General features: G+C 66.7%; 24 protein-coding genes. 20 read left to right on the top strand and 4 right to left on the bottom strand.

What is annotated here, in order from left to right; translation table 11 throughout:
• The first annotated feature begins 12 nt into the window (after window positions 1-12).
• The 7 genes from ABZ382_RS14165 to ABZ382_RS14135 all read left to right on the top strand — a co-directional run bounded on the left by ABZ382_RS14165 (window position 13) and on the right by ABZ382_RS14135 (window position 5,027).
• Entirely contained in the window at window positions 13-1,059 is a 1,047-nt protein-coding gene (locus tag ABZ382_RS14165; RefSeq protein WP_357088239.1) for a hypothetical protein, read from the top strand.
• Window positions 1,056-1,358: a hypothetical protein gene (locus tag ABZ382_RS14160; protein WP_357088237.1), complete on the top strand. Its 303-nt coding sequence runs from the start codon at window positions 1,056-1,058 to the stop codon at window positions 1,356-1,358. Before ABZ382_RS14165 ends, ABZ382_RS14160 begins: the two co-directional genes overlap by 4 nt.
• 14 nt (window positions 1,359-1,372) lie before the next feature.
• Window positions 1,373-2,665, top strand: coding sequence for a hypothetical protein (locus ABZ382_RS14155; protein WP_357088235.1), 1,293 nt, complete (start codon window positions 1,373-1,375; stop codon window positions 2,663-2,665).
• The gene (locus ABZ382_RS14150; RefSeq protein WP_357088232.1) at window positions 2,665-3,111 is read left to right on the top strand and encodes a hypothetical protein; all 447 of its coding nucleotides are present in this window, start codon (window positions 2,665-2,667) and stop codon (window positions 3,109-3,111) included. The genes ABZ382_RS14155 and ABZ382_RS14150 overlap by 1 nt, the downstream gene beginning before the upstream one ends.
• 33 nt (window positions 3,112-3,144) lie before the next feature.
• On the top strand, window positions 3,145-3,903 hold the full coding sequence (locus ABZ382_RS14145) for an N-acetylmuramoyl-L-alanine amidase (RefSeq protein ID WP_357088229.1): 759 nt from the start codon (window positions 3,145-3,147) through the stop codon (window positions 3,901-3,903).
• A gap of 12 nt (window positions 3,904-3,915) precedes the next feature.
• Window positions 3,916-4,110, top strand: a complete 195-nt coding sequence (locus ABZ382_RS14140; protein WP_357088226.1) for a hypothetical protein — start codon at window positions 3,916-3,918, stop codon at window positions 4,108-4,110.
• A 431-nt stretch (window positions 4,111-4,541) separates the two neighbouring features.
• A complete protein-coding gene (locus ABZ382_RS14135; RefSeq protein ID WP_357088223.1) occupies window positions 4,542-5,027 on the top strand; it encodes a hypothetical protein in 486 nt (161 codons plus the stop codon).
• 21 nt (window positions 5,028-5,048) lie between these two features.
• Here ABZ382_RS14135 and ABZ382_RS14130 read toward each other — a convergent pair whose 3' ends face one another.
• Window positions 5,049-5,786 (bottom strand): helix-turn-helix domain-containing protein, encoded by a 738-nt coding sequence (locus tag ABZ382_RS14130; RefSeq protein ID WP_357088220.1) that lies wholly within the window; start codon window positions 5,784-5,786, stop codon window positions 5,049-5,051.
• A 137-nt stretch (window positions 5,787-5,923) separates the two neighbouring features.
• Here ABZ382_RS14130 and ABZ382_RS14125 point away from each other — a divergent pair, with 137 nt between their 5' ends.
• Window positions 5,924-6,247, top strand: coding sequence for a hypothetical protein (locus ABZ382_RS14125; protein ID WP_357088218.1), 324 nt, complete (start codon window positions 5,924-5,926; stop codon window positions 6,245-6,247).
• A 69-nt stretch (window positions 6,248-6,316) separates the two neighbouring features.
• Here the strand turns inward: ABZ382_RS14125 and ABZ382_RS14120 are convergent, their stop codons facing one another.
• On the bottom strand, window positions 6,317-6,817 hold the full coding sequence (locus tag ABZ382_RS14120) for a MarR family transcriptional regulator (RefSeq protein ID WP_357088215.1): 501 nt from the start codon (window positions 6,815-6,817) through the stop codon (window positions 6,317-6,319).
• Between the two features lie 110 nt (window positions 6,818-6,927).
• On the opposite strand from ABZ382_RS14120, the gene ABZ382_RS14115 reads away from it, so the two are divergent.
• Together ABZ382_RS14115 and ABZ382_RS14110 are read left to right on the top strand one after the other, a co-directional pair.
• Window positions 6,928-7,860, top strand: coding sequence for an EamA family transporter (locus ABZ382_RS14115; protein ID WP_357088213.1), 933 nt, complete (start codon window positions 6,928-6,930; stop codon window positions 7,858-7,860).
• Between the two features lie 30 nt (window positions 7,861-7,890).
• Window positions 7,891-8,529 carry an NAD(P)H-binding protein gene (locus tag ABZ382_RS14110; protein ID WP_357088210.1) on the top strand — a complete coding sequence of 213 codons (639 nt, stop codon included), beginning with the start codon at window positions 7,891-7,893 and terminating at the stop codon, window positions 8,527-8,529.
• A 93-nt stretch (window positions 8,530-8,622) separates the two neighbouring features.
• On the opposite strand, the gene ABZ382_RS14105 is transcribed toward ABZ382_RS14110, so the two are convergent.
• Window positions 8,623-9,354 (bottom strand): S1 family peptidase, encoded by a 732-nt coding sequence (locus tag ABZ382_RS14105; protein ID WP_357088207.1) that lies wholly within the window; start codon window positions 9,352-9,354, stop codon window positions 8,623-8,625.
• A gap of 271 nt (window positions 9,355-9,625) precedes the next feature.
• Here ABZ382_RS14105 and ABZ382_RS14100 point away from each other — a divergent pair, with 271 nt between their 5' ends.
• Window positions 9,626-10,078 carry a DUF4189 domain-containing protein gene (locus ABZ382_RS14100; RefSeq protein ID WP_357088205.1) on the top strand — a complete coding sequence of 151 codons (453 nt, stop codon included), beginning with the start codon at window positions 9,626-9,628 and terminating at the stop codon, window positions 10,076-10,078.
• 113 nt (window positions 10,079-10,191) lie between these two features.
• The gene (locus ABZ382_RS14095; RefSeq protein ID WP_357088203.1) at window positions 10,192-10,947 is read left to right on the top strand and encodes a MerR family transcriptional regulator; all 756 of its coding nucleotides are present in this window, start codon (window positions 10,192-10,194) and stop codon (window positions 10,945-10,947) included.
• A 115-nt stretch (window positions 10,948-11,062) separates the two neighbouring features.
• Here the strand turns inward: ABZ382_RS14095 and ABZ382_RS14090 are convergent, their stop codons facing one another.
• Window positions 11,063-12,289, bottom strand: a complete 1,227-nt coding sequence (locus ABZ382_RS14090) for a hypothetical protein (RefSeq protein ID WP_357088200.1) — start codon at window positions 12,287-12,289, stop codon at window positions 11,063-11,065.
• 233 nt (window positions 12,290-12,522) lie between these two features.
• On the opposite strand from ABZ382_RS14090, the gene glf reads away from it, so the two are divergent.
• From glf to ABZ382_RS14050, 8 genes are all read left to right on the top strand, one after another.
• Window positions 12,523-13,716: a UDP-galactopyranose mutase gene (gene glf / locus ABZ382_RS14085; RefSeq protein ID WP_357088198.1), complete on the top strand. Its 1,194-nt coding sequence runs from the start codon at window positions 12,523-12,525 to the stop codon at window positions 13,714-13,716.
• Window positions 13,716-15,671 carry a glycosyltransferase gene (locus tag ABZ382_RS14080; protein WP_357088195.1) on the top strand — a complete coding sequence of 652 codons (1,956 nt, stop codon included), beginning with the start codon at window positions 13,716-13,718 and terminating at the stop codon, window positions 15,669-15,671. Before glf ends, ABZ382_RS14080 begins: the two co-directional genes overlap by 1 nt.
• A complete protein-coding gene (locus ABZ382_RS14075) occupies window positions 15,668-16,252 on the top strand; it encodes a phosphatase PAP2 family protein (protein ID WP_357088192.1) in 585 nt (194 codons plus the stop codon). Before ABZ382_RS14080 ends, ABZ382_RS14075 begins: the two co-directional genes overlap by 4 nt.
• 26 nt (window positions 16,253-16,278) lie before the next feature.
• Window positions 16,279-17,226, top strand: coding sequence for a decaprenyl-phosphate phosphoribosyltransferase (locus ABZ382_RS14070; protein WP_357088190.1), 948 nt, complete (start codon window positions 16,279-16,281; stop codon window positions 17,224-17,226).
• Between the two features lie 46 nt (window positions 17,227-17,272).
• Window positions 17,273-19,198 (top strand): flagellar motor control protein ZomB, encoded by a 1,926-nt coding sequence (gene zomB, locus ABZ382_RS14065; RefSeq protein ID WP_357088772.1) that lies wholly within the window; start codon window positions 17,273-17,275, stop codon window positions 19,196-19,198.
• Window positions 19,199-19,513: 315 nt separating this feature from the next.
• Window positions 19,514-20,494: an alpha/beta hydrolase family protein gene (locus ABZ382_RS14060; RefSeq protein WP_357088187.1), complete on the top strand. Its 981-nt coding sequence runs from the start codon at window positions 19,514-19,516 to the stop codon at window positions 20,492-20,494.
• Window positions 20,495-20,699: 205 nt separating this feature from the next.
• Entirely contained in the window at window positions 20,700-21,776 is a 1,077-nt protein-coding gene (locus ABZ382_RS14055) for an alpha/beta hydrolase family protein (RefSeq protein WP_357088184.1), read from the top strand.
• A 191-nt stretch (window positions 21,777-21,967) separates the two neighbouring features.
• Window positions 21,968-23,014, top strand: coding sequence for an alpha/beta hydrolase family protein (locus ABZ382_RS14050; protein ID WP_357088182.1), 1,047 nt, complete (start codon window positions 21,968-21,970; stop codon window positions 23,012-23,014).
• Window positions 23,015-23,205 lie beyond the last annotated feature (191 nt).

Here is a 23,205-nt window from a genome sequence, read left to right as displayed (position 1 = left end):
CCGGAGCAGAACATGACCGAGAACAACGTCGTCTACGACGACAACATCATGATCACCATGCGCGGCGTCTCCGACTCGATCGGCTTGCCCTACACGGTCAATCCGCTCGAACTGGTCGACAGGGAGGCGCTCATCGAGCTACGTGAGGGTCCCGTCGGACCCGCGGGCCCCGACGGTGATCCAGCGTGGCCGTGGCAGTGGCGCGGCGACATCGCCGATGTCGACACCCTGCGGGCGTTGAACCTCGCCACCGCTGATGCCCGCTCGGCCTGGCGAGTAGTTTCCGAGAACGCCGTCTACTACTGGACCGGACTCGAATTCATCGCGCTCGGGCAGGCCTTCGGCCGAGCGGGGAAGGCGGGTCCCGCCAACGTGCTGACCGGTACCGCGGTCGCCGGAGCGCCGGGGTCGTCCGCGGCCGCACGGATCACCGGTACGACGCCCGGCCAGAACCTCGAAATCACCTTCCCCCGTGGTGTGCCCGGAGACGTCGGAGATGCCGGTGGCCCGGGGCGCATCCAGAACGCCGCGGATGTGCTCGTCGACGACGATCATTCGCTGGCTCAGGATTACATCCTGTCCTGGGACGCGACGCTGGGAAAGTTCGTGCCCGTCCCCAGCCCCCGGCTCGGTGGACCCTGGGCCATCGCGAAGAACCAGTTCAGCGGGGGCACCAGTCTCAACGAGCCGAAAGTGCTGGCCGCCATCACGATTCCCGGCCAGGCCACCCGATGGCGGCCTCAGGTGCGGGGACAGGTCCGTGTCAATCCCGCAAACGGCAACGGCTACGGAACCCGCTGCGATGTGGAGGTGTGCATCGGCAGTCCCGACGGCCAGCTCGTCGGTTACGGATTCGGCTACGACATCCAGAATTGGGACTGGGTCCTGATCGGCCCGCGATTCGACTTCCCGCCGACGCCGACCACCGACTTCGGCGTGGTCCAGCCGAACCAGTCCATCACGCTCTATGTCGTCGCCAAGCGCGTCAAGGGCGGCAATTCCTTCACCGTCGACACCACCGGCGCGCAGCTCATCGTGTACGCGGAGCCGGTGCGATGACCAGCATCTTCCGGCTTCAGGTCGACGTCGGCCCGGAATGGAGCGAGGCCCTCGTTCCCACCGGCAGCGAACTCCTGTGGACGAAAACGGAATTCGGAAAGTTGGTCACCTTCTGGAGCCACTCCGGAGAGCCGACCGCGCCGGCCGACGAGACGCACCTACTGCGTTTCGATTCGCTTCCACTGCCGCCCGGCGCGGACCTGAACAACACCCTGCGCGGTGTCGCGGATCTCGCGGGCGCGGTCGCCTACATCCAGGACGGCGCGCTGCTCTGGGTCTGCAAGAAGCCCGCTGAATAGAAAGGCATTGATCCATGGCTGATCTGCCCCCACTGAAATACGGCAAGGTCGTCGGGCGTCTCCTGGCGAATATCGCGGACGGTCCCGACATCGGTGACCTGCCCGAGTTCCCGCCGCTCGCCGGCACCATCACCTTCACCGCGGACGCGCCCAAGATCCTCGTGGCGGGCGCGCAGCCCGCGCCCGCCACCTATGTGCAGCTCCCCGACCATTACGTCTGCGAGCTGGACGAATTCGGGTATCTGACCTGGCGAGGCCAGCGCGGAATCCGGCTCGTCGCACCGAGCGGTGACACCAATCCGCGTGATTGGACCTGGCGAGTGTCGTTCGAGGTGAACTATGACGGCGAGCCGATTGCCCTGGAGCCATTCAACTTCACGGTATCCGAGTACATCCCCGGTCCCGACCCGGCCAACCCGGATACGGGGTCGCAGGGTCTCGTCGACCTGACGCTCGTTTCGCCGGTTCCGGCCAGCCCGGGGAACGCCGTCGTTCGCGGTGAACGTGGAACCGGCATCCACATCGATGGATCGGTTGCCACCTATGCGCAGCTACCCGCCGCGCCGCAGGAAGGCGCCCAGTACGTCGTGAAGGCGGACGGGCTGCTGTACGTGTACCACGCGGCTGCGAGCGGGTGGATGCCCAATGGCCAGGGTGTTGTGATCCGAGGTCCTGCGGGAACCACCGATTGGGCCGGTATCACCGGCAAGCCGTCGACCTTCCCTCCCACGATCGGCGCTACGGCCAATACCGCTGTCGCAGGCGATGATCCGCGGCTCACCAATGCGCGCACACCGACCGCACATACGCATCCGGCGGCTCAGCTGTCCGATGCGACAGCGGTCGGCCGATCGGTGCTCACCGCCGCTGACGCCGCTGCCGCGCGCACAGCGCTGAGTGCGGTTGCGACGACCGATGCGCGCCTGTCCGATCCCCGCCCGCCGACCTCGGCGGGCCAGGCATACGACATCGCGTTCAAGTCGCACACCGGAACTCGTGCGGCCGGAGCCGGAACTGTGATGCCCGAAGGCGTGCGGATCGAACGGAACATCTCGATCAGTTCGATCACCTTCCGCGGTGAAACCGCAGGCACCGGCAACCTGGTCGTCGAACTCCGCAAGAACGGCACCGCGATCACGGGCACCTCCACCACGATCGCCGCGGCCAACCATGCCGCCGACACCACCGTCACCGCCGGCGGGCCGTGGGCCTTGACCGCCGGCGATCGGCTGACGGTGAACATCACCACCGTGGACAGCCCGGCGGGAAAGGGCCTGCAGGTGAGCTTGAAAGGTGTGACAGCCTGATGCCGTTCACCATCATCGCGCCCGCCGCCGCAGTGCCGATGGGCATGGACAAGGTCGCCGACCAGCAGGTTGTCGCGGGAGCGACCAATCTGAAGCTGACCGGCTGGACGGCCCGCAGCGGCTACGGCAGTTCGGATATCACCAATGACGAGCTGATCGCCAACGGATCGGTGACCGCCAACGTCCGCTGCCGTATCCAACTGGCCGCGAACTGGGCCTCCACCCAAGGTGCCCTGCACGTCATGCTCATGCGCAACACGACGGAGATCAAGTCGGCCGACTTCACCAACAACTCGGCATTTCTCCTGCTCCCCGACACCCAGGTGAATCTGGTGCCCGGAGACCGCATCTGGGTGCAGATCACCAATTCCACCTCGAGCATCTGGGCCGTCAACGCCACCGTCCAGGGCGGCGCGAATACCTACGTCTCCTTCGACCTGAGCTGATCCGGAACTCTCGATCGGAAAGGCAGAACAACCATGTCATGGACCGGTGATCCGGTCTGGCTCGCAGATGTCCTGCGCGAGGCTGGATTACGAGTAATCGAACACGAGGGCTGGCGTGACCGCGGCCACGGCGACTTCGCCGACCTGCGCGGCGTGCTCTGCCACCACACCGCCGGCGGCGGCCCCGACGACTGGCGCATCGTCCAATACGGCCGCCCCGACCTGGAAGGCCCTCTGGCCCAGCTGGTCCTGGAACGCGACGGCACGTTTCGCGTTATTGCCGCCGGAGTGTGCTGGCACGCCGGCCGCGGCTCCTGGCCCGGCTGGCCCACCAACAACGCCAACTACCACGTCATCGGCATCGAGGCCGTCTCTCGCGGCGACGGAACCGACTGGACCCCAGCACAACTCGACGCGTACAAGCGCGGCTGCGCCGCCATCCTCCGCCGCATCAGCCGCACCGCCGACGATTGCGTGGCCCACCGCGAGTACAGCACCGAAGGAAAGATCGACCCCGCCGGCATCGACATGGACGATTTCCGCCGCGATGTCCAGGCCCTCATCGACGGAGAGGACGCTCCCATGAGCGCAGCCGAAGTCAACCAAATCCAGAACTTCATCACCGCCTTCTGCGGCCCGATCGGTAGCGATGTCAAAGACATCCGCGAACAACTCTGCGGCTCGTCCCAGCGCGACGCCGGCCAGTACGCCGGCTGGCCCCAGCTGGGCAACCGCACCGTGGTCGACGCCCTGGCCGACATCTACACCCGCCTGCAGAGATTGGAACACTAGGAGGTACTGACCATGTCGCACTTGTCAACGTCGCCGCTGCCCGCCTGGACTCCGGGCAACCCGAGCGGCAGCGGATCCGCCGCCGATCACGGCGGCCGAGTGTTCAACTTCAACAACTTGAGCCAGGTGCAGACCGCCGCGCTGGTCAAACGGCACAATCTGGGTCGCGCTCTGAAGCGATCGGCTCGCGGCGCGAGCATGTCTTAGCCGATTCGGCCGCAACTGCAGTCTCCGCGCGAAGGCCCAATCCCGGAGCGGGATTGGGCCTTCGCCATGCAGGGAAACGAACTCCAGGGCGGACCAGTCTGGGCCCGCGGCGGATGAGCGCGGCAACGGGCGGCGGCGGGAATCGGGCGAGCTTCTCGACCTTGCGCCACGTTGTCTCCGATGTTCTGCTGAACACCCTGCTGCGGGCAGAGCGCGCTGCGCCTCAGCATGTTCGAACGATGCCGCCCGTACGCGAGCTGGTCAGCCACATGATGCGGATCGCCAAACGGGATCTGACCACCGGTGACCACGGTAACGTGCCCAGCTGGTCGGCGTGGTACTCGCGTGAGCACGCGACAACGGTAGATTCGCTGTTGGGAGCGTGTGGAACGTGACGCCCCGATTCACAGTGGCGAGCGGAAGCCGGGATCATGGTTGATGGTGCAGGAGATTTCGGTGATATCGATCCGGAGATTCTGAGCCTGTTCGACGACGGCCATTCTGAGACATGGAGCAAGCCAGAGCTTTCGGGCCCGATTGACAACCAATCTGATTTTGAGGCTATGGACATGTCAGATCTGGCGAAGGTAGCTCGTGAGAAGGGGATAGATCGGAACACGGCAGTGCTAGAGATTGCGCGCCGAGCGGCGTACGACGATTCTGCCGCGCGGCTGGCTCGCGATCTCGCCCTACTTCCCGAACTGCGTGAAGACAGATTGTTTCACTGGAGCTCGATGTCGTGGGCAGTACTACACGCGCTGCTGTCAGCCGACACTCCAGTCTCCCGCGCCTGCGCATACGAGGTCTTTCATGCATTCGACACCAGAGAGCGGTCCGATGTGCTGTTCTGGCTGAAGGCACCAAGCATCGAGGAGGCTCAGGTCCCTCGTTCGAAACCTGATGTCAGCTCGGATTGAAACGGGAGTAGGGCAGTATCGCTAACGGCTCGATCGTCTTTGGGCTGGGCTGGGCACGAGGTGGCAGATCCACCAAGCGCGTTGGGGGCATTCGGGGGAGTAGGTGCGGACGCGTAGTTCGCGGATCTGGTGGTTCGAGGGGTTGCGGACAAGGATGCTGGGGGCGAAGGGCGTGGAGTGCTTGCTGTTCCAGAGTTCGTCCCATTCGGAGGCTTGACTGCACTTGGCTGCCATCGCGGAAAGGCGTCGGTCCTTCGTGATGTTGGGGGAGAGTTGGCGGATGCTGTGGAGGCAGCGTTGGGCCTCTTGGTGCCAGTTCACGATGACCTCACGGGCGATCGGGTTGAGGAATAGCCATTCTGGGAAGCTCGTGCCGGGAAGTAGACCGGGGAAGGCTTGGTGGTGGGCCGTGTTCGCCGCGACGATTGCGAAGGTCGGGAGGGTGTAGAAGCTGGCGGGGGTGTTGAAGGCAGCCAGTTCTGCGAAGTCCTCCTCGTTCTGGTGGGACGGGGTCACGAGGGTGGGAGGGCCGAGGAGGCCCGGGAGGCTCTGGTCGAGGATGTAGCGGCGGTACATGGGGGCCACGTCCAGGGTGTCGAACAGGATCTGGAGGGCGTGGAGGGTGGGTTGTCGGGTGCCCAGTTCGATCTTTTCGATCAGGGAGACAGACAGGTTCGCCTTCTTGGCGAGTTCGGTTCGGGTTAGCCAGGCGTCTAGTCGGCGTTGGCGGATGTAGTCGCCGAATGGATTGTCGGCCAACGGGTTTCACCTCTCTCGCGAACACTTGTATCGAGCTATGTGCGGCGGGGGCGTCCCACGGATTGTGCGGGCGGAGTTCGTTGAACTCCGATCTTGATACCGGGAATAATAGAACACATGTTCGAACGATAGCTCAAATGCTGCCGATGGCCGCGATGGCGGGGCCGGTGGTGGCGGTGGGCGAAGGGGCGGAAGGCGGTCTTGTGGGCTGGATGGACAGGTGTGTCGGGGCGCGGGTCGAGCGGGCCATGAAGGAGGCGGGGGCGAATGACGTTGACCTGGGGGAACGAGTCGGGATGACGGCGTCCGCGCTTGCTGGCCGGAGGGGTCGCGCCGGTTCGTTCCGCGTGGACGAGTTGATCCTCGTCGCTGCGGCGCTCGGGCGAGATGTCCAGGATCTCTTGCCCGCCGCGGACTGCTTGCCCAATGATGGCTGCTGGATGTGCAGGAATGAAACGTGAACTCTGGCCGGACAATTCGGCTCGAAGGGCGGCACTCTCGAAATGAGGGTGCCGCCCTTTTTTCGTGTTTCAGTCCAGGGAGAGGTCGCCGAGGGATTCGGAGAACTTGCGCAGCAGGGGGATGAGAGTTTCTCGGTCGGTGGGGGTGAGGTCGGCCAGGAGGCGTTGTTCGTTGTCCATGTGCAACGGCAGGACGTTGTCGACGAGGGTGCGGCCGGTGTCGGTGAGGCGGACTCGGATGGCGCGGCGGTCGACGGGGTCGGGGACTCGTTCGACCAGGTCCTTGGCGACCAGGCGGTCGATGCGGTTGGTGATGGCGCCGGAGGTGCGCATGGCGGCCTTGTTGAGGGCGCCGGCGGTGAGGCCGGAGTCGTTGCCGGAGCGGCGGAGGGTGGCGAGGACGTCGAACTCCCAGAACTCCAGGCCCTGGGTGCGGAAGAAGTCGGTGAGTTCGCGCTCGATGATGTGGGCCAGGCGGGAGATGCGGCCGAAGATCTCCATGGGGGAGCTATCGACGTCGGGGCGCTGCTGACGCCAGGCCGCGGTGATCTGGTCGACTGCGTCGGGCATGTGACCTGCTCCTTTCGGTCTCGGAAATAATCTCAACGTTGAGATACTTGACGCTGAGGTATCCGGAATGGTGTTATCTCAACGTTGAGATTATCAATGAGGAGCTATCGATGACCACCACACGCGCTGGAGCCGCAGGACTCGCGGGAACGCTCGCCGTTACCGCCCTCGCCCCGCTGGTCTTTGGATCGACCTACGCGATCACGACGACGTTCCTGCCGCCGGACCGCCCGATGTTCACCGCGCTCATGCGAGCCCTGCCCGCCGGGCTGCTGCTGCTCGCCATCACCCGCAAGCTGCCCCACGGACAGTGGATCGGGCGCGCGGCGATCCTCGGCGCGCTGAACATCGGCATCTTCATGCCGCTGCTCTTCCTGGCCGCCTACCGCCTGCCGGGTGGCGTCGCCGCCGTACTCGGTGCGGCCGCACCGCTTTTCGCGCTGGGCATCGCGACCGTCGCGCTCAACGAGCGGCTCACCCTGCGCAAGGTGCTGGCGGGCGTGATCGGACTCTTCGGCGTCGCCCTCGTAGTCCTCAGGGCCACAGCGGTTCTCGATACGGTCGGCGTGATCGCCGGTCTGCTGGGCGCGGCCTCGATGGCCGGCGGCACCGTGATGACCAAGCGCTGGGGCCGCCCCGAAGGCGTCAGCCCGCTCGCCATGACCGGCTGGCAGCTGACCGCCGGCGGCCTCATGCTGCTGCCGCTGGCCGCCATCATCGAGGGCGCGCCGCCCGCGCTGGACGCCCGCAATATCGGCGGCTACCTCTACCTGGGCCTGATCGGCACGGCCGCCGCCTACGCCATCTGGTTCCGCGGCATCGCCAAGGCCCCCGCCACCTCGGTCTCGTTCCTCGGCCTGCTCAGCCCGCTGTCGGCCGCCATCATCGGCTGGGCCGCGCTCGGCCAGGCCCTGGCCCCGCTGCAGATCCTCGGCATGGCGATCGCGCTGGGCGGCACCCTGCTCGGCCAGACCGGAACCGCGCCCCAGGCAACCGAACCCGAAACCGCCACGCCGAAGACCCCCACCCGCGCCGCAGCCTGATCCGGCAACCTTGCGAAGGAGTGAAACATCATGCAGATCACAGTGTTCGGAGCCAGCGGCGACACCGGGAGCCGGGTCGTGGCCGAGGCGCTGAGCCGGGGCCACCGGGTGCGGGCCGTCGCCCGCCATGTGGACCGGCTGCGTCACCTGCCCGAACAGGTCGAGGTCTGGGTCGCCGACGCCGCCGACCCGATCGAGGTCGAGAAGGCCGGCGCCGGAAGTGATGTCGTGGTCAGTGCCACCCGCCCCGCCCCGGGCGGTGAGAACGAACTGGCCGACGTCGCGAAGGCCCTGCTGGAAGGGCTGGCGGACAGCGGAATCCGGCTGTTGGTGGTCGGCGGCGCGGGCACCCTGACCGTCGCCGGAACCGGAAGGACCCTGGCCGAGCAGCCGGAGTTCCCGGCCGAGCTGGGCCCGATCGCCGAGGGCGGCCGCCGTCAGCTCGAGGTGTTCCGGACCACCGCGCACCCGGTGAACTGGACCTACGTCAGCCCGTCCGCGTTGTTCGAGCCCGGTGAGCGGACCGGCGTCTTCCGGTTCGGCCTCGACGAGATGATCGCCGACGACCAGGGCAATTCCTCGATCTCCATGGAGGACATGGCGATCGCGCTGCTCGACGAGATCGAGAATCCCCGCCACCACCGCGTCCGATTCACCGTCGGCTACTGAAAGCCGCTACCGCCCAAAGAAAACACCGCGGGGCGTGACCGATGATCCGGTCACGCCCCGCGGTGTTCGCCGGTTCACCCGGCCTCGAAATGCTTACGCGACGCGGAAACCCGCGCCCGCCCCGCCGTGGCGGTCGATGTCGGCCAGCACCGTGGTGATGTTGGTGGCCAGCTCCGGCTCGTGGATCAGGTTGCCGCCACCGGTGCACAGCGGCAGCTCGATGGTGATCGGCCCGGCCCGGAAGTCGGTGCCCGCCACCACCATGCCGACCAGCTGGTCGCCGCGCAGCACGGGCGCGCCCGAGTCACCGTGGTTGGCACACACCTGGCTACGGAAGTAGGTGGACTTGGTCTCCCACACCGGACCACAGGTGAAACCGGTGGTGCGGCCGTTCTTGCAGACGTTCTCGCCGATCTGCGGCGGCGCGCCCACCGAGTTGATGACCGACTGCGCGACCTGACGGGTCGGGATCACCCGGTCGGCGTTGAAGACGATGATGGCCCAGTCCATCTCCTCGTCCTTCTCGGCGATGACGCCGATCCCGCCGGAGCGGGTGTACTCGGCGGCGATGCGCGCGCCGACCTCACCGCAGTGGCCGGCGGTGAGTCCGACCAGCTGGTTCTTGTTGTCGTAACCCATCGCGGTGATGGTGCACTCGCTGACCGAGGTGGCGTCCTGCAGGTCTTCGACGTAGACGCCGGAGCCACCGCCGAGCGTGACCACCGGGGCGGCGTCCGCGGAGCCGGCGAACAGGAGGGTGGAGCTCACCGCAGTGACGGCCGCGGCCGCCCAGTGCAGAACTCGGGCGCGGCCCGCAGACTTCATCAGGTTTTCCCCATCCCACGAAAAAATCGATTCCAGCGCGCCGAATTCGGGAGCCCGGGGGCACGCGCGTGGAGCATGTCACGCCCGCAAGTGATTGGCAAGTCCCCACTTCCGGAGCTATTCGGAAAAGCTATGCCCGGCAGCCGGTTCCGGCGGAAACTGACTTGGCCGTGTCGGTGGCCCGTGATAGAAATCCGGCAGTGGTGATCGCACCACCGAGAGCAGTAGCGGCCCATGCGCAGCGGCCGCTGCGAAATTGGGGAGAATTCGAATGGCTTTCTCGGGCAAGCTCGCCTTGACCATGTTCGTTTCCGCGGCTGCCGTGCTGGTGACGTCGCTGGGGGCCGGTACCGCCAATGCCGAGCGGGGACCGGATGGATCGCTCTACGGCACGCTCGCGCTGAGCACCGACGGCGGCACCTTCTACGGCGCCGCGTGGAACTACCCGAGCTGGGGCGCCTCCGACGCCGCCGCGCTGAACAAGTGCGCGCACCGCGGCTGCAAGGTGATGGTGCAGTTCGCCAACGGCTGCGGCGCCATCGCCGAGAGCGCCGACCACGCCTACTACTACGGCGGTTCGGGCCGCAACCGCGCCGAGGCCGAGCGTGACGCCATGGACCGGCTCACCAACTGGCTGCCGTCCCCGCCGGCCATGTTCGGCAGCTCGGCCCCGCCGAAGCAGTCCGTGCACGTGCGCTACAGCGAGTGCACCGCCGGCGCGTAAGCCCCTCGGACAAGCCCCGACCGGCGCATACTGGTCGGGGCTTGACCTTGACGCTGCGTCAACTTGCATCCTGAATTCGTCGAGGAGAACGAGAGGATACGAAAGGCCGGAACGTGGCAACCGAATGGTCCATCCAGCAATTGGCAGCGGTCGCCCGAACCACCAGCCGCACCTTGCGGCATTACGGTGAGCTCGGGTTATTGCCGCCGAGCCGGATCGGATCGAACGGTTACCGCTATTACGACCAGGAATCCCTCGTCCGGTTGCAGCGCATCCTTTTACTCCGCGAGCTCGGTCTCGGCCTTCCGGCCATCGCCGAAGTGCTCGCCGGGCAAAAGGACACCGCCGCCGCCCTGCGCACCCATCTGGAATTGCTGAAAAACGAGCAGGACCGGATAGCGCGCCAGATCGCCTCGGTGCAAACAACATTGCGCAAGACGGAAGCAGGTGAAGAACTGATGGCAGACGAGGTATTCGACGGATTCGACCACGCCCAGTACAAGGACGAGGTCATCGAACGCTGGGGCAAGCAGGCCTGGGACAGCGGCAACCAGTGGTGGAACGCCATGAGCGCCGCCGAGAAGAAGGCGTTCCAGCAGCGCCACCTCGACATCGCCGCCGACTACGGCCGCGCCCACGCGGCGGGCCTCCCGGTCGACAGCGACGAGGTGCAGGCCATCGTGCGGCGCCACCACGACTGGATCGCGGCGTCCCCGTCCGGCGGGCCGGTGACCGCTCAGTACTTCAACGGTCTCGGCGACATGTATGTCGCCGACCCGCGCTTCGCGAAGAACTACGACATGCACGGCGAGGGCACCGCCGCGTACGTCCGTGACGCGATGCGGGTGTACTCCGCCGCCCGGCTGTAGTCCCCGGGCAGTGATCGTCAGCCACGCGGGGGAGTGGTCCGAGAAGTGAACAGCCGCCCGGTCTTTCGGCCGGGCGGCTGTTTCAGTGCTCGATCAGGGTCGGATCAGTGCTCGATCAGGCCGCGCACATCGACTGCATGACACCGCGCAGGATCGGCGCGCCGTAGGTGGTGGGCGCGAAGGCGATGGTCTGCGCCATGCTCAACGGGGTCGTGATGACCGAGCCCACCCCGGTGAATCCGGCGATCGTGGTGCCCGCAGTGAGCAGCAGGCTGGTGGCGTCGAGCGCGAAGGTGATGAGCGAGAAGACGTTCTCCACCTTCACATCCGCGAGCGGCACCGTGTTGAGCGCGCGGCCCTCGTAGATGTCGAAGCCCAGGTTGGCCAGGAAGGTCAGCGGCCCGTAGTCCATGGCGTCCACGATCGGGCCGAGCTGCTCGGTGCGGCGCAGCATCATGATGTCGGCGACCCGGTTCTCGTGCAGGAAGCCCTGCAGCGCAGCGGCATTCGCGTTCACCGACGCCGGGTCGACGGGCAGGCCGGCCGCGGTGGTGAGGAACGCGCGGGTGCGCTCGACCAGGTCGGCGGTCTTCAGTTCGGCCAGGGTGGTACAGGCGCCGTCGGCCTTGGTGAGCTGGTTGGCCAGGTCGATGAGCGGCTGCGGCACGTCCACGTGCTCGTCGGGCAGCTCCAACTGCAGCTTCCGGTACGCGCCGTTGGCATCGCAGCCCAGCGACAGCTGGGACTGCACCGACCGCGCCAGCGACTTCACGCCGTTGAACAGCGCGCCCACCACCGGCTTGAGCACGAAGCCGACGGTCGGCACCAGGCTGGCCGCGAACTGGGCGGGGATCTTCACGATGCGGGTGGCGAGAATGAACACCTCGACCACGTCGCGCACCTTCAGCTGCGAGAGCGCGATGGTCTTGTGCAGGTTGCCGGTCTTCACGGCGTCCAGGTTGTTGACGATGTAGGTGACGATCGGGTCGTCGAGGAACTGCGTACGGTCATTGACCTCGTCGGGGCCCAGCGGCAGCAGCCCGTTGCGGTGCACGTGGATCGCGGCGACGTTCTGCCGGAAGTCCTCGACCGAGCGGTCGTAGGCGGATTGCTGCTCGGCCGGAACCACCGTGCGAATGGCCGTGGCGGCCGCGGTGATGACGTCATCGAAGGTTGCGGCGGGCTTGCCGCAGACTTCCCCGGCGTCGGCGATCTGGGCCGCGGCGAGGGTGTCGACCTCGTCGGCGCGAGCCGGGGCCGCGCCCGGGACGAGGGCGGCCGTGCTCAGCATGGCGGTGATGGACAATGCCCCGACGAGCGGGGCGAATCGTGCGAGGCGCATGTGCATGGTCTTTCAAGGGGCCTACGCAATCGCGCGGCAACATACTGGTCGGGTGTTCAACTCGAGTCGCAATGTTGTACAGCTCTCATGACGCAACCGTCAGCGGTTTCGTGAACTCTGAGCGAAAACCACGCGACCAATCCCGTTGGCCGGGATGACCCGCGCCACCCCCGCCCACCGGCCCCGCCGGAGCCGACGCGCGCCCGCGGGCACTGCCGGTAGTCTGGGCGACCGTGACCGTCGCATCCCCCTTCGATCTGATCGTTGTCGGCTCCGGCTTCTTCGGGCTGACCATCGCCGAACGCACCGCCAACCTGCTCGGCAAGCGAGTTCTGGTGGTTGAACGCCGCTACCACTTGGGTGGCAACGCGTACTCGGAGGCGGATCCCGAAACCGGCATCGAAATCCACAAGTACGGCGCCCACCTCTTCCACACCTCCAACAAGCGGGTGTGGGACTACGTGAACCAGTTCACCGAGTTCACCGGGTACCAGCACCGCGTCTTCGCCAAGCACAAGGGCCAGGCGTACCAGTTCCCCATGGGCCTGGGTCTGCTCTCCCAGTTCTTCGGCCGCTACTTCACGCCCGACGAGGCACGCGCGCTGATCGCCGAGCAGTCCGCAGAGATCGAGACCAAGGACGCCTCCAACCTCGAAGAGAAGGCCATCTCCCTGATCGGCCGCCCGCTCTACGAGGCGTTCATCCGCGACTACACCGCCAAGCAGTGGCAGACCGACCCGAAGGAGCTCCCGGCCGGGAACATCACCCGCCTGCCGGTCCGCTACACCTTCGACAACCGCTACTTCAACGACGACTACGAGGGCCTGCCGAAGAACGGCTACACCGCGTGGCTGTCGAAGATGGCCGAGAACGACCTCATCGAGGTCCGGGTCGACACCGAATGGTTCGACGTGCGCGACGAGATCCGCGCCCAGAACCCGGACGCCCCGGTCGTCTACACCGGCCCGCTGGACGCCTACTTCGACTACGCCGAAGGCGAACTCGGCTGGCGCACCATCGATTTCGAGACCGAGGTGCTCGAAACCGGTGACTTCCAGGGCACTTCGGTGATGAACTACAACGACGCGGATGTCCCCTTCACCCGCATCATCGAGCCGCGCCACTTCCACCCCGAGCGCGACTACCCGACCGACAAGACGGTCATCATGCGCGAGTTCTCGCGCTTCGCCCAGACCGGCGACGAACCGTACTACCCCATCAACACCCCCGACGACCGCGCCAAGCTGCTGGCCTACCGCGAGCGCGCCAAGGCCGAGACCGCGTCGGCGAAGGTGCTGTTCGGCGGCCGTCTGGGCACCTATCAGTACCTGGATATGCACATGGCCATCGGCGCCGCGCTCAGCATGTTCGACAACGTGCTGCGCCCGCACCTGGAATCCGGCGCGCCGCTGGTGGACGAGGCCTGATGACCGCCCAACTCACGCGGGAAGACATGAGCACCGAGACTCGCGCCGTATCCCTGCTCCAGCGCATCATCCTGCCCCGGCCGGGTGAACCGCTGGACGTCCGCAAGCTGTACCTCGAGGAATCCGACACCAATTCCCGTCGCGCGCATGCCATCACGCGCACCGCGCTGGCCATCGGCGCGGAGTCGGAGGTGTCGTTCTGCACCTACTTCAACGCGGTCCCGGCCAGCTACTGGCGGCGCTGGAGCGTGCTGAAGTCGGTCGTGCTGCGCCTGGAACTGTCCGGCCACGGCCGCGTCGACGTCTACCGCTCCAAGGCCGACGGCTCCCGAATCCACGTGCAGGGCAACGAGTTCAGCACGCCGGGCGAGGGCGCGGCCGCCGCGGACTTCGTCGAGTTCGAGGTGGATCTGGGCCCGTTCGAGGACGGCGGCTGGATCTGGTTCGACATCACCACCGACAGCCACGTCGAAATGCGCAGCGGCGGCTGGTACGCGCCCATCGAGGCGCCGGGTGAGGGCAGCATCGCCGTCGGCATGCCGACCTTCAACCGCCCCACCGACGCGGTCAAGACGCTGACCGCGCTGGGCTCCGACCCGCTGGTGCTGGAGAAGATCAAGGCCGTCATCATCCCCGACCAGGGCACCAAGAAGGTCGTGGACGAGCCTGGCTTCACCGAGGCCGCGGCCCGCCTGGCCGGTCGCCTCGCCATCCACGACCAGCCCAACCTCGGCGGTTCCGGCGGCTACAGCCGTGTCATGTACGAGGCGCTCAAGACCACCGACGCCGAGTACATCGTCTATATGGACGACGACATCGAGATCGAGCCGGACTGCATCCTGCGGGCCCTGGCCTTCTCGCGTTTCGCCAAGTCGCCCATCCTGACCGGCGGCCAGATGCTCAACCTGCAGGAGCGCTCGCACCTGCACGTGATGGGCGAGGTGGTGGACCGCTCCATCTTCATGTGGACCGCGGCCCCCAATGTCGAGTACGACCACGACTTCGCCAAGAACCCGCTGCGCGACCGCGACAACTCCAAGCTGCTGCACCGGCGCATCGACGTCGACTTCAACGGCTGGTGGACCTGCGTCATCCCGCGCCGGGTGGCGGAGGAGATCGGGCAGCCGCTGCCGCTGTTCCTCAAGTGGGACGACGCCGAATACGGTTTGCGCGCAAGGGAACACGGCTACCCGACGGTCACCCTGCCGGGCGCCGCGGTGTGGCACATGGCCTGGTCCGACAAGGACGACGCCATCGACTGGCAGGCCTACTTCCACCTGCGCAACCGCCTGGTGGTCGCCTCCCTGCACCTGCCCAACGACGGCCGCCCGATGGTGGTCAACACCGTCAAGGCCACGCTGAAACACCTGCTGTGCCTGGAGTATTCGACGGTCGCCATCCAGAACGAGGCGATCCGCGACTACCTCGCCGGACCGGAGAAGCTGTTCGAGCTGCTGCCGACCGCGCTGGGCAAGGTGCACGCCATGCGCAAGGAATACCCGGACGCGGTCGTGGTGCCGTCCTCCACCGAACTGCCCCTGGCCTCGCGCGCCGAGGTCGGCGCGGTCGGCGAGCCGGGCAACCCCATCGCCAAGGTGGTGCGCCTCGGCAAGGGCGTGCTGCACAACTTCCGCAAGGCCAACCCGAAGCACCACGACACCCCGCAGCTGAACGTGCCGACCCTGGACGCGCGCTGGTTCCTGCTCTCGCAGGTCGACGGAGTCACCGTCACCACCGCCGACGGCCGCGGCGTGGTCTACCGTAAGCGGGATCCGCGCAAGGCCAAGGAGCTGTTCACCGAGGCCATGCGCTTGCGCAAGGAGCTGGCCGAGCGCTTCCCGGAGGTGCGCGAGCAGTATCGTCGCGCGCACGCGCATCTCACCAGCCAGGCCGCGTGGGAGAACGTCTTCGGTATCGACGCTTCCGCCGCCCAGACGAGGAATGAGCCCAAATGACGGCTGCACAGCCAGCTTCCGGCGTGGACCGCGGACTGCACGCGGTCCCGGACGCGCCGGCGACTCCGGCCGCATCCCCGGCCGAGGTCAAGATTCTCAACCTGGTGCAGGGCACCATCGGACAGAACCCGGCGGTCGTGAAGGCCGCCCGCGGCATGTCCCACTTCGGTGAGCACTCGCTGGGCTGGATCGGCATCGCCGCGGTCGGCGCGCTGGTCGACAAGCCGCGCCGTCGGCAGTGGGCCGGGGTCGCGGTCGGCGCGTTCGGCGCGCACGCCGCGTCCGTGGTGATCAAGCGCGTGGTCCGGCGCCCCCGCCCGAACCATCCGTCCGTGCAGGTCAACGTGTCGACGCCGTCGAAGCTCAGCTTCCCGTCCTCGCACGCCACCTCGACCACGGCGGCGGCTGTGTTGCTCGGCCGGCTGACCGGGCTACCCTTGCCTGCGGTGCTCGTCCCGCCGATGCTGCTCTCGCGGGTGGTCCTCGGTGTGCATTACCCCTCCGACGTGCTGGCGGGTTCCGCGCTGGGCGCAGCATCAGCCGCCGCCGTGCTCGCCGCCGAAAAGAGACTCGCGAAGTGACCGCCCAGGAAGAAGCCATCGTTGACATGAGCGAAGAGCCGACCAGCACCGACCTGGCAGAGGCGGTCGTCAAGGGACCGCCGAAGACGTTGGGCGGCGGCTTGATCAAGGCCATGCGCCCGCGCCAGTGGATCAAGAACGTGCTGGTCCTGGCCGCGCCGCTGGCGGCCGGCAAGACCGCCGCGGGCGATCTGGTGATCAGCGACGTGTCGGTGCTCGGGCATGTGGCCCTGGCGTTCGTGGTGTTCTGCATGGCCGCGTCGGGCATCTACCTCGTCAATGACGCGCTCGATGTGGAAGCCGACCGGGCCCACCCCACCAAGCGTTTCCGGCCCATCGCGGCCGGCGTGGTGCCGGTGAACCTGGCCTACGGGCTCTCGGCGGTGCTGCTGGTCGGCTCGGTCGTGCTGTCGTTCGCCGCGAATTGGCATCTGGCCGTGGTGATGGCGGTGTACGTCGGCATCCAGCTGGCCTACTGCTTCGGTCTCAAGCACCAGGCGGTGCTGGACATCTGCATCGTGTCGTCGGGCTTCCTGCTGCGCGCGGTCGCCGGCGGCGTCTCCTCGGATATCCGTCTGTCCCAGTGGTTCCTGTTGATCATGGCGTTCGGTTCGCTGTTCATGGCGGCCGGAAAGCGCTACGCCGAGCTGAAGTACGCGCTCGACACCGGCGCGAAGATCCGCAAGTCGCTGGAGTACTACACGCCGACCTACCTGCGTTTCGTCTGGACCCTGTCGGCCACCGCGGTCGTCGTGTTCTACGGTCTGTGGGCGTTCGAGCAGGATCGCGCCAAGGACACCATCTGGTTCGCCATCTCCATGATCCCGTTCGTCATCGCCATCATGCGGTACGCGGTGGATGTCGACGGCGGCGAAGCGGGTGAGCCGGAAGAGATCGCCCTGGGGGACCGGGTCCTCCAGTTCCTCGCAGTCGCCTTGATCGGAGCTCTGGGTGTCGCTGTCTATCTCACCTGACGTGGTAGAGGGAGAAGAGCGAGAGACGGGCGCGCCGACGGCACAATTGCCGGTCGGTCGCGCCCGTCGGCGTGCGGATGACTCCGCGCGCGGTGCCTCGCGACTATCCCGAGCCACGTTCATCGGTGGGATCGCACTGACCGCGACGCTGTTCGCGGCCGGTGCGTGGCAGCGGCGCTGGATCGCCGACGACGGCCTGATCGTTCTCCGCACGGTGCGAAACCTGCTGGCGGGCAACGGTCCGGTCTTCAATGTCGACGAACGTGTCGAGGCCAATACCAGCACGGCCTGGACCTACATCGTCTACTTCTTCAGCTGGCTGACCCAGGCCCGGCTGGAATACGTGGTGCTCGGGATCGCGCTCACGCTGTCGGTGCTGGCCATCGTGTTCGCGATGCTCGGCACCGCCCGGCTGTGGGGCGGAACGGGTTCCGCGCTGCTGCTTCCCGCGGGCGTGCTGGTCTACATCGCCCTGCCCCCGGCTCGCGACTACGCCACCTCCGGACTCGAGTCCTGCCTGGTCATCTTCTGGCTGGCGGTGCTCTGGTGGGGGATGGTGCGCTGGTCCCAGGCCGAGAAGGTGCGCCCTGCGGGCTTTCTCGCGCTCGTCTTCTTCGCCGGATTGGCCCCGCTGATCCGCCCGGAGATGACACTGGTCGGCGCGCTCGCGCTGCTCATGCTGTTCTGCGCCCCGGCGCCCGAGACCCGCTTGCGGCCCTGGCTGTTCCGGGTGCTGATCGTGGCGGTCGCGGGTCTGCTGCCCGTGGCGTACCAGATCTGGCGGATGGGCTACTACGCCCTGCCCTACCCGAACACCGCGGTGGCCAAGGACGCCGGCGGCGCGAAGTGGGGTCAGGGCCTGGTCTATCTGTGGGATCTGGTCGGCCCGTACTGGCTGTGGCTGCCGCTGCTGGTGCTGCTGGTGGCCGGTGTGGTGGTCGGGCGGCAGCGTCGCGACCAGCTCTCCGGTTCCTCTCCCGCGAGCGAATCCCGGAAACCCGGATGGCGCGGGCGAATTGACAGTTTCAGCCACTGGCTGCGGACCCCCGCCGCGGTGGTCGCGCTCATGCTGGGCAGCGGATTCGTGCTCACCGTCTACGAGATCCGGGTCGGCGGCGACTTCATGCACGGCCGCATGCTGCTGCCGCAGGTGTTCTGCCTGATCCTGCCCGTCGCGGTGCTGCCGCTGCGGCTGCCGCGCACGACGGCGGCGGGCGAGACCGGAATGCGCCGACTGGACTGGGCTTTCGTGGTCGTGCTGGCCGCGTTCGCCGGAACCACGGGGTGGGCGCTGTTCGCGGCCGACACCACGGCGATCACCACCGGCACCAAGATCCGGGCCAACGGCATCGTGGACGAGCGCATCTACTACGTGCTCAACACCGGCCACGACCACCCGATCCGCGCCGAGGACTACCTGGACTATCCGCGCATCCGCGCCATGGTCCGGGACATCGAGAATTCGAAGGACGGCGCGCTGCTGCTCAGCTCGCCCTCGTTCACGAACTGGTACCTGGTGCCCGCACCGGTCCCCGAGGGCAATCAGGAACACGTGGTGTTCTTCCTGAATCTCGGCATGACCAGCATGAACGTCCCGCTGGACGTCCGCGTCATCGATCAGATGGGCCTGGCGTATCCGCTTGCCTCGCACACCGATCGACTGACCGACGGCCGCATCGGCCACGACAAGAACCTCTACTCCGACTGGGTGGTCGTGGACGCCGGCATGGTGGACAAGCACCCGTGGATGCCGTGGTTCCTGGACGAGAAGTGGACCACGCAGGCACGGACCGCGTTGTCCTGCCCCGCCACCCAGGACATGCTGGCCTCGGTGCGCGCGCCGCTGACCTTCGACCGCTGGCGGCACAACCTGGTGCAGTCGCTCGATTTCGCCAAGTACCGGATCGATCGGGTCCCGAAGTACGAGATTCAGCGCTGCGGATTGGTCGATCCGACCGAGCCGCCGAAGTAGCCGGACCGCACAGCAGCCCCGTATCCATCGCGGATACGGGGCTGCTGTGCGCTGTACTCCAATTGATTTGGGCGTTTTGTCACGAACTGAAGATGAAATTTGAAATTCTGTCTCAATTAGGTAACGCCTGGCAGGGGGTTCCGCGATACGCTACTCGGCAGGCCGCTGCGGGTGATCTCTTCCTATGTGTCACAGCGGATGTCATGAGTTTGGAAGGGCCGGAACAACACGATGCCTAGCGCTGCCACTGTGGGTGGGAAACGGGGAACTCGACCGCGGCGAGCGTGGTTCACGAGGGCGACATTCGGCCTGGCCATGGCGCTGATGCTGCCGTTCGGGGCAGCGGTCGCCGGCACCGGCGGCACCGCGCAGGCGGCTCTGAATCCGGCCGGTTTCGATTTCTACGTGGATTCCGCGATGGGCCCGATCAAGTCGCGCGTCTTCCGCGCCAATGACGGCAATACCAATCGCGTGGTCTACCTGCTCGATGGCATGCGCGCCCGCGAGGACCTCAACGGCTGGGAGATCGAGACCAATGTCGCCCAGGCGTTGATGGACGCCAATATCAATGTGGTGATGCCGGTCGGCGGCGCGTCCAGCTTCTACGCCGACTGGACCCAGCCCAGCACCTTCCTGGGCATGAAGCCCGGCACCGCGCCCGGCGACGTGACCGGTTCCGGCGCCTCGTCGGTGTTCTCGGGTGGTCCCGGCAAGTCCTACACCTACAAGTGGGAAACCTTCGTCACCAGCGACCTGCGCAACGCGCTGCGGGATCGGCTGGGCTTCAGCCCGACCCGCAACGGCGTGGTCGGCGTGTCCATGAGCGGCAGCGCCGCGCTCATGCTGGCGGCCTTCCATCCCGACCAGTTCAGTTACGCCAGTTCGAATTCGGGTGTGCCGAATATGAGCACGCCCGGCATGCGGGCCGCGATCCGCGCCGCGATGCTGGACTGCGGTGGTTACAACGTGGACGCCCTGGCTTCGTCGGAGGCCAGATGGCAGCACCTCGACCCGGCCGTGTTCGCAACGCGGTTGAAGGCCAACAACACCCGGCTGTGGATCTCCGCGGCGAGCGCTATTCCGGGCGGCGGTGACATCTCCGCGATGGCGACCAAGGAAGGCATGGGCATCGAGGCGGTGGCGCTGGCGAGCACCCGGATGTTCCAGGCCCGCTTGGCCGTTGTCGGTCTCGGCAATGTCACCTACGACTTCCCGCCCACCGGCATCCACAACTGGCACACCTGGGAGCCGCAACTCATCAAGCAATTGCCGGATTTGTCCTCTCATATCGGCTGACGCGCGTCCCTTTGTCTCGAGTCCTGTATCAATGAGCAGCTCAGGGCACGTTTCCGCCGAATAGTGGCGCCGGTCACTTCTGTCACGAACCGATAACGAACACCTCTCCAACGCACGATAGGCTCCCCGAGACCTTCCGCCGGGAGATGACGGACCGGCGGGAATTGCACGGATATGAACAGGACACGAAAGGCCGGACTAAGGCATGCGAGGCGAGTGGGTTAGACGTCCATCACTGGGCGGCGGATGGTTGAAACGATCGGCACTCGGGCTCGCCGCGGCCCTCATGGTTCCCCTGGGCGCGACGGTGGCCGGGGTGGGCGGGGTCGCGCAGGCGGCCTTCAACCCCTCCGGGTTCGACTTCTGGGTCGACTCGGCCAGCATGGGCCCGGTCAAGACCCGCGTGTTCCGTGCCGCGGACGGCAACACCTCGCGCGTCGTCTACGCCCTCGACGGTATGCGTGCCACCCAGATCCTCAACGGCTGGGAGAACGACACCGAGGTCGTCCGCGCGCTGACCGCCGCGAACATCAACGTGGTCATGCCGGTCGGCGGCGAGTCCAGCTTCTACGCCGACTGGGCCGAGCCCAGCTCCATCCTCGGCATCGGCGGCGGCAGCGGCTCGGCCGGTTCCGCCTCGGGCTCGCAGTCGGGTTCCGGCGCGTTCGGCCTGTTCGCCGGCGGCCCGGGCAAGAGCTACCGCTACACCTGGGAAACCTTCATCACCCAGGACCTCCGCAACGCGCTGCGCGACCGGCTGGGCTTCAACCCCAACCGCAACGGCGTGTTCGGCCTGTCCATGGGTGGTTCGGGCGCGCTGACCCTGGCCGCCTACCACCCGGACCAGTTCAGCTACGCGGGCTCGTTCTCCGGCTACCTGAACGTCTCCGCGCCGGGCATGCGTGAGGCCATCCGCGTCGCCATGATCGACGCCGGCGGCTACAACGTGGACTCGATGGCCCCGCCGTGGGGTCAGCAGTGGCTGCGCATGGACCCGTTCGTGTTCGCGCCGCGCCTGATCGCCAACAACACCCGCCTGTGGATCTCCGCCGCCAGCGCCATCCCGGCCGCCGGTGACGTCACCGGCGTCATGTCGGTCATCCAGGGCATGCCGCTGGAGGCGCTCGCGCTCGCCAACACCCGGGCCTTCCAGGTCCGGATGTCCACCCTGGGCGCGCAGAACGTCACCTACGACTTCCCGGCCAGCGGTGTGCACAACTGGCGGAACTGGGAGGCCGAGGTCTATCGCATGATCCCGGACCTCTCCAACAACATCGGCTAGTCCAACAACATCGGCTAGAAAACCGCGCTCAGCGCGTCAAGTCCCCCGGGCGTAGGTCAAGATCTGGACTCGCCCGGGGGACTCGTGCGTCGACACGCCCGACACGCCGACGCGGACGTCCGATACTTGAGCGGTTCCGAAGAGAAGATCGTTCTGCTGGATCGTCTGTGCTCCGATGAGAGGCTGGGTCGATGCGGGTGCGTGGCTTCAAACGAACTGTGCTGGGTATCGCAACGGCGATGTTGCTGCCATTAGGCGCCGGGGTGGTCGTCTCCCCGCCCGCATCCGCCGGTTTCAATCCCTCGGGATTCGACTTCTGGGTCGATTCTCCCGAGATGGGCCCGATCAAGTCCCGGATCTTCCGAGCCGCCGACGGGAATACCAACCGCGTCGTCTACGTGCTCGACGGCGAACGCGCCCAGGGCGACCTGAACGGCTGGGAGATCAACACCAATGTCGCCGAGGTCCTGCAGAGCTGGAACATCAATGTGGTGATGCCGGTCGGCGGCCAGTCCAGCTTCTACGCGGACTGGGATTCACCCAGTTCCTTCTTCGGCCTCGCACCCGGCAGCGGCTCGTCCGCGCCGAATTCCGGATCCGGCATGACCGAGGCGCTGGGCGGCGGTGAGGGCAAGAGCTACCGCTACACCTGGGAATCACTGCTCACCAATCAGCTGCGCTGGGGATTGCGGGATCGCCTGGGCTTCAATCCGAATCGCAATGGCGTGTTCGGATTGTCGATGGGCGGCAGTGCCGCGCTCACGCTCTCGGCGTACCACCCCGACCAATTCAGTTTCGCCGGATCATTCTCCGGTTATCTGAACATTTCCGCGCCGGGTATGCGCGAGGGCATTCGCGCGGCCATGATCGACGCCGGCGGTTACAACGTCGACTGCATGGCGCCGCCGTGGGGCCCGCAGTGGTTGCGCATGGATCCGTTCGTCTTCGCGCCCACCCTGATCGCGAACAACACGCGCGTCTGGGTCTCGGCCGGCAGCGGCCTGCCGATGCAGCAGGACCTGAACATTCCGTTCGGCGCGGCCGCCGACCGCATCGTTCGAGGCACCCCGCTGGAGGCGTTGGCGCTGGCCAATACCCGCGCATTCCAGGTCCGCATGATGACGCTGGGCGCGGGCAACGTGGTCTACGACTTCCCGCCCGCCGGGCTGCACGCCTGGACCAACTGGCAGGAGGACGCGTACCGGATGATTCCGGACATGTCGGCGAATATCGGCTGACGTCCGAAATCCGCGCCACCGCAACACGTTCGACACGAGTTCGCCCGATGTTCGATCAGCGGCATGAGACCGAGTCTCATGCCGCTGTTTTGTTGTGCCTGGTCGGAGCGGGTGGGAGGCATTGCCTGTGCATCGGAGACATTGCCGGCCAGCGGGATTGGGGGCTGTCGATTACCGGCTGAGCTGTTGTC

It is taken from the genome of Nocardia sp. NPDC005825, assembly GCF_040630175.1.
In the GTDB taxonomy this organism is placed as follows: Bacteria; Actinomycetota; Actinomycetes; order Mycobacteriales; family Mycobacteriaceae; genus Nocardia.
Note: the sequence above shows the minus strand (reverse complement) of the source record. Positions and strands in the feature narration are given on the sequence as shown.

Coding starts and splice junctions, on each gene's coding strand:
- ABZ382_RS14150 (WP_357088232.1), top strand. CDS start 2,665: ATGCCGTTCACCATCATCGCGCCCGCCGCCGCAGTGCCGATGGGCATG.
- ABZ382_RS14110 (WP_357088210.1), top strand. CDS start 7,891: ATGCAGATCACAGTGTTCGGAGCCAGCGGCGACACCGGGAGCCGGGTC.
- ABZ382_RS14070 (WP_357088190.1), top strand. CDS start 16,279: ATGAGCGAAGAGCCGACCAGCACCGACCTGGCAGAGGCGGTCGTCAAG.
- ABZ382_RS14080 (WP_357088195.1), top strand. CDS start 13,716: ATGACCGCCCAACTCACGCGGGAAGACATGAGCACCGAGACTCGCGCC.
- ABZ382_RS14075 (WP_357088192.1), top strand. CDS start 15,668: ATGACGGCTGCACAGCCAGCTTCCGGCGTGGACCGCGGACTGCACGCG.
- ABZ382_RS14060 (WP_357088187.1), top strand. CDS start 19,514: ATGGCGCTGATGCTGCCGTTCGGGGCAGCGGTCGCCGGCACCGGCGGC.
- ABZ382_RS14155 (WP_357088235.1), top strand. CDS start 1,373: ATGGCTGATCTGCCCCCACTGAAATACGGCAAGGTCGTCGGGCGTCTC.
- ABZ382_RS14145 (WP_357088229.1), top strand. CDS start 3,145: ATGTCATGGACCGGTGATCCGGTCTGGCTCGCAGATGTCCTGCGCGAG.
- ABZ382_RS14165 (WP_357088239.1), top strand. CDS start 13: ATGACCGAGAACAACGTCGTCTACGACGACAACATCATGATCACCATG.
- ABZ382_RS14160 (WP_357088237.1), top strand. CDS start 1,056: ATGACCAGCATCTTCCGGCTTCAGGTCGACGTCGGCCCGGAATGGAGC.
- ABZ382_RS14140 (WP_357088226.1), top strand. CDS start 3,916: ATGTCGCACTTGTCAACGTCGCCGCTGCCCGCCTGGACTCCGGGCAAC.
- ABZ382_RS14105 (WP_357088207.1), bottom strand. CDS start 9,354: ATGAAGTCTGCGGGCCGCGCCCGAGTTCTGCACTGGGCGGCCGCGGCC.
- ABZ382_RS14055 (WP_357088184.1), top strand. CDS start 20,700: ATGCGAGGCGAGTGGGTTAGACGTCCATCACTGGGCGGCGGATGGTTG.
- ABZ382_RS14135 (WP_357088223.1), top strand. CDS start 4,542: ATGGTTGATGGTGCAGGAGATTTCGGTGATATCGATCCGGAGATTCTG.
- ABZ382_RS14050 (WP_357088182.1), top strand. CDS start 21,968: ATGCGGGTGCGTGGCTTCAAACGAACTGTGCTGGGTATCGCAACGGCG.
- ABZ382_RS14125 (WP_357088218.1), top strand. CDS start 5,924: ATGCTGCCGATGGCCGCGATGGCGGGGCCGGTGGTGGCGGTGGGCGAA.
- ABZ382_RS14120 (WP_357088215.1), bottom strand. CDS start 6,817: ATGCCCGACGCAGTCGACCAGATCACCGCGGCCTGGCGTCAGCAGCGC.
- ABZ382_RS14090 (WP_357088200.1), bottom strand. CDS start 12,289: ATGCGCCTCGCACGATTCGCCCCGCTCGTCGGGGCATTGTCCATCACC.
- ABZ382_RS14115 (WP_357088213.1), top strand. CDS start 6,928: ATGACCACCACACGCGCTGGAGCCGCAGGACTCGCGGGAACGCTCGCC.
- ABZ382_RS14100 (WP_357088205.1), top strand. CDS start 9,626: ATGGCTTTCTCGGGCAAGCTCGCCTTGACCATGTTCGTTTCCGCGGCT.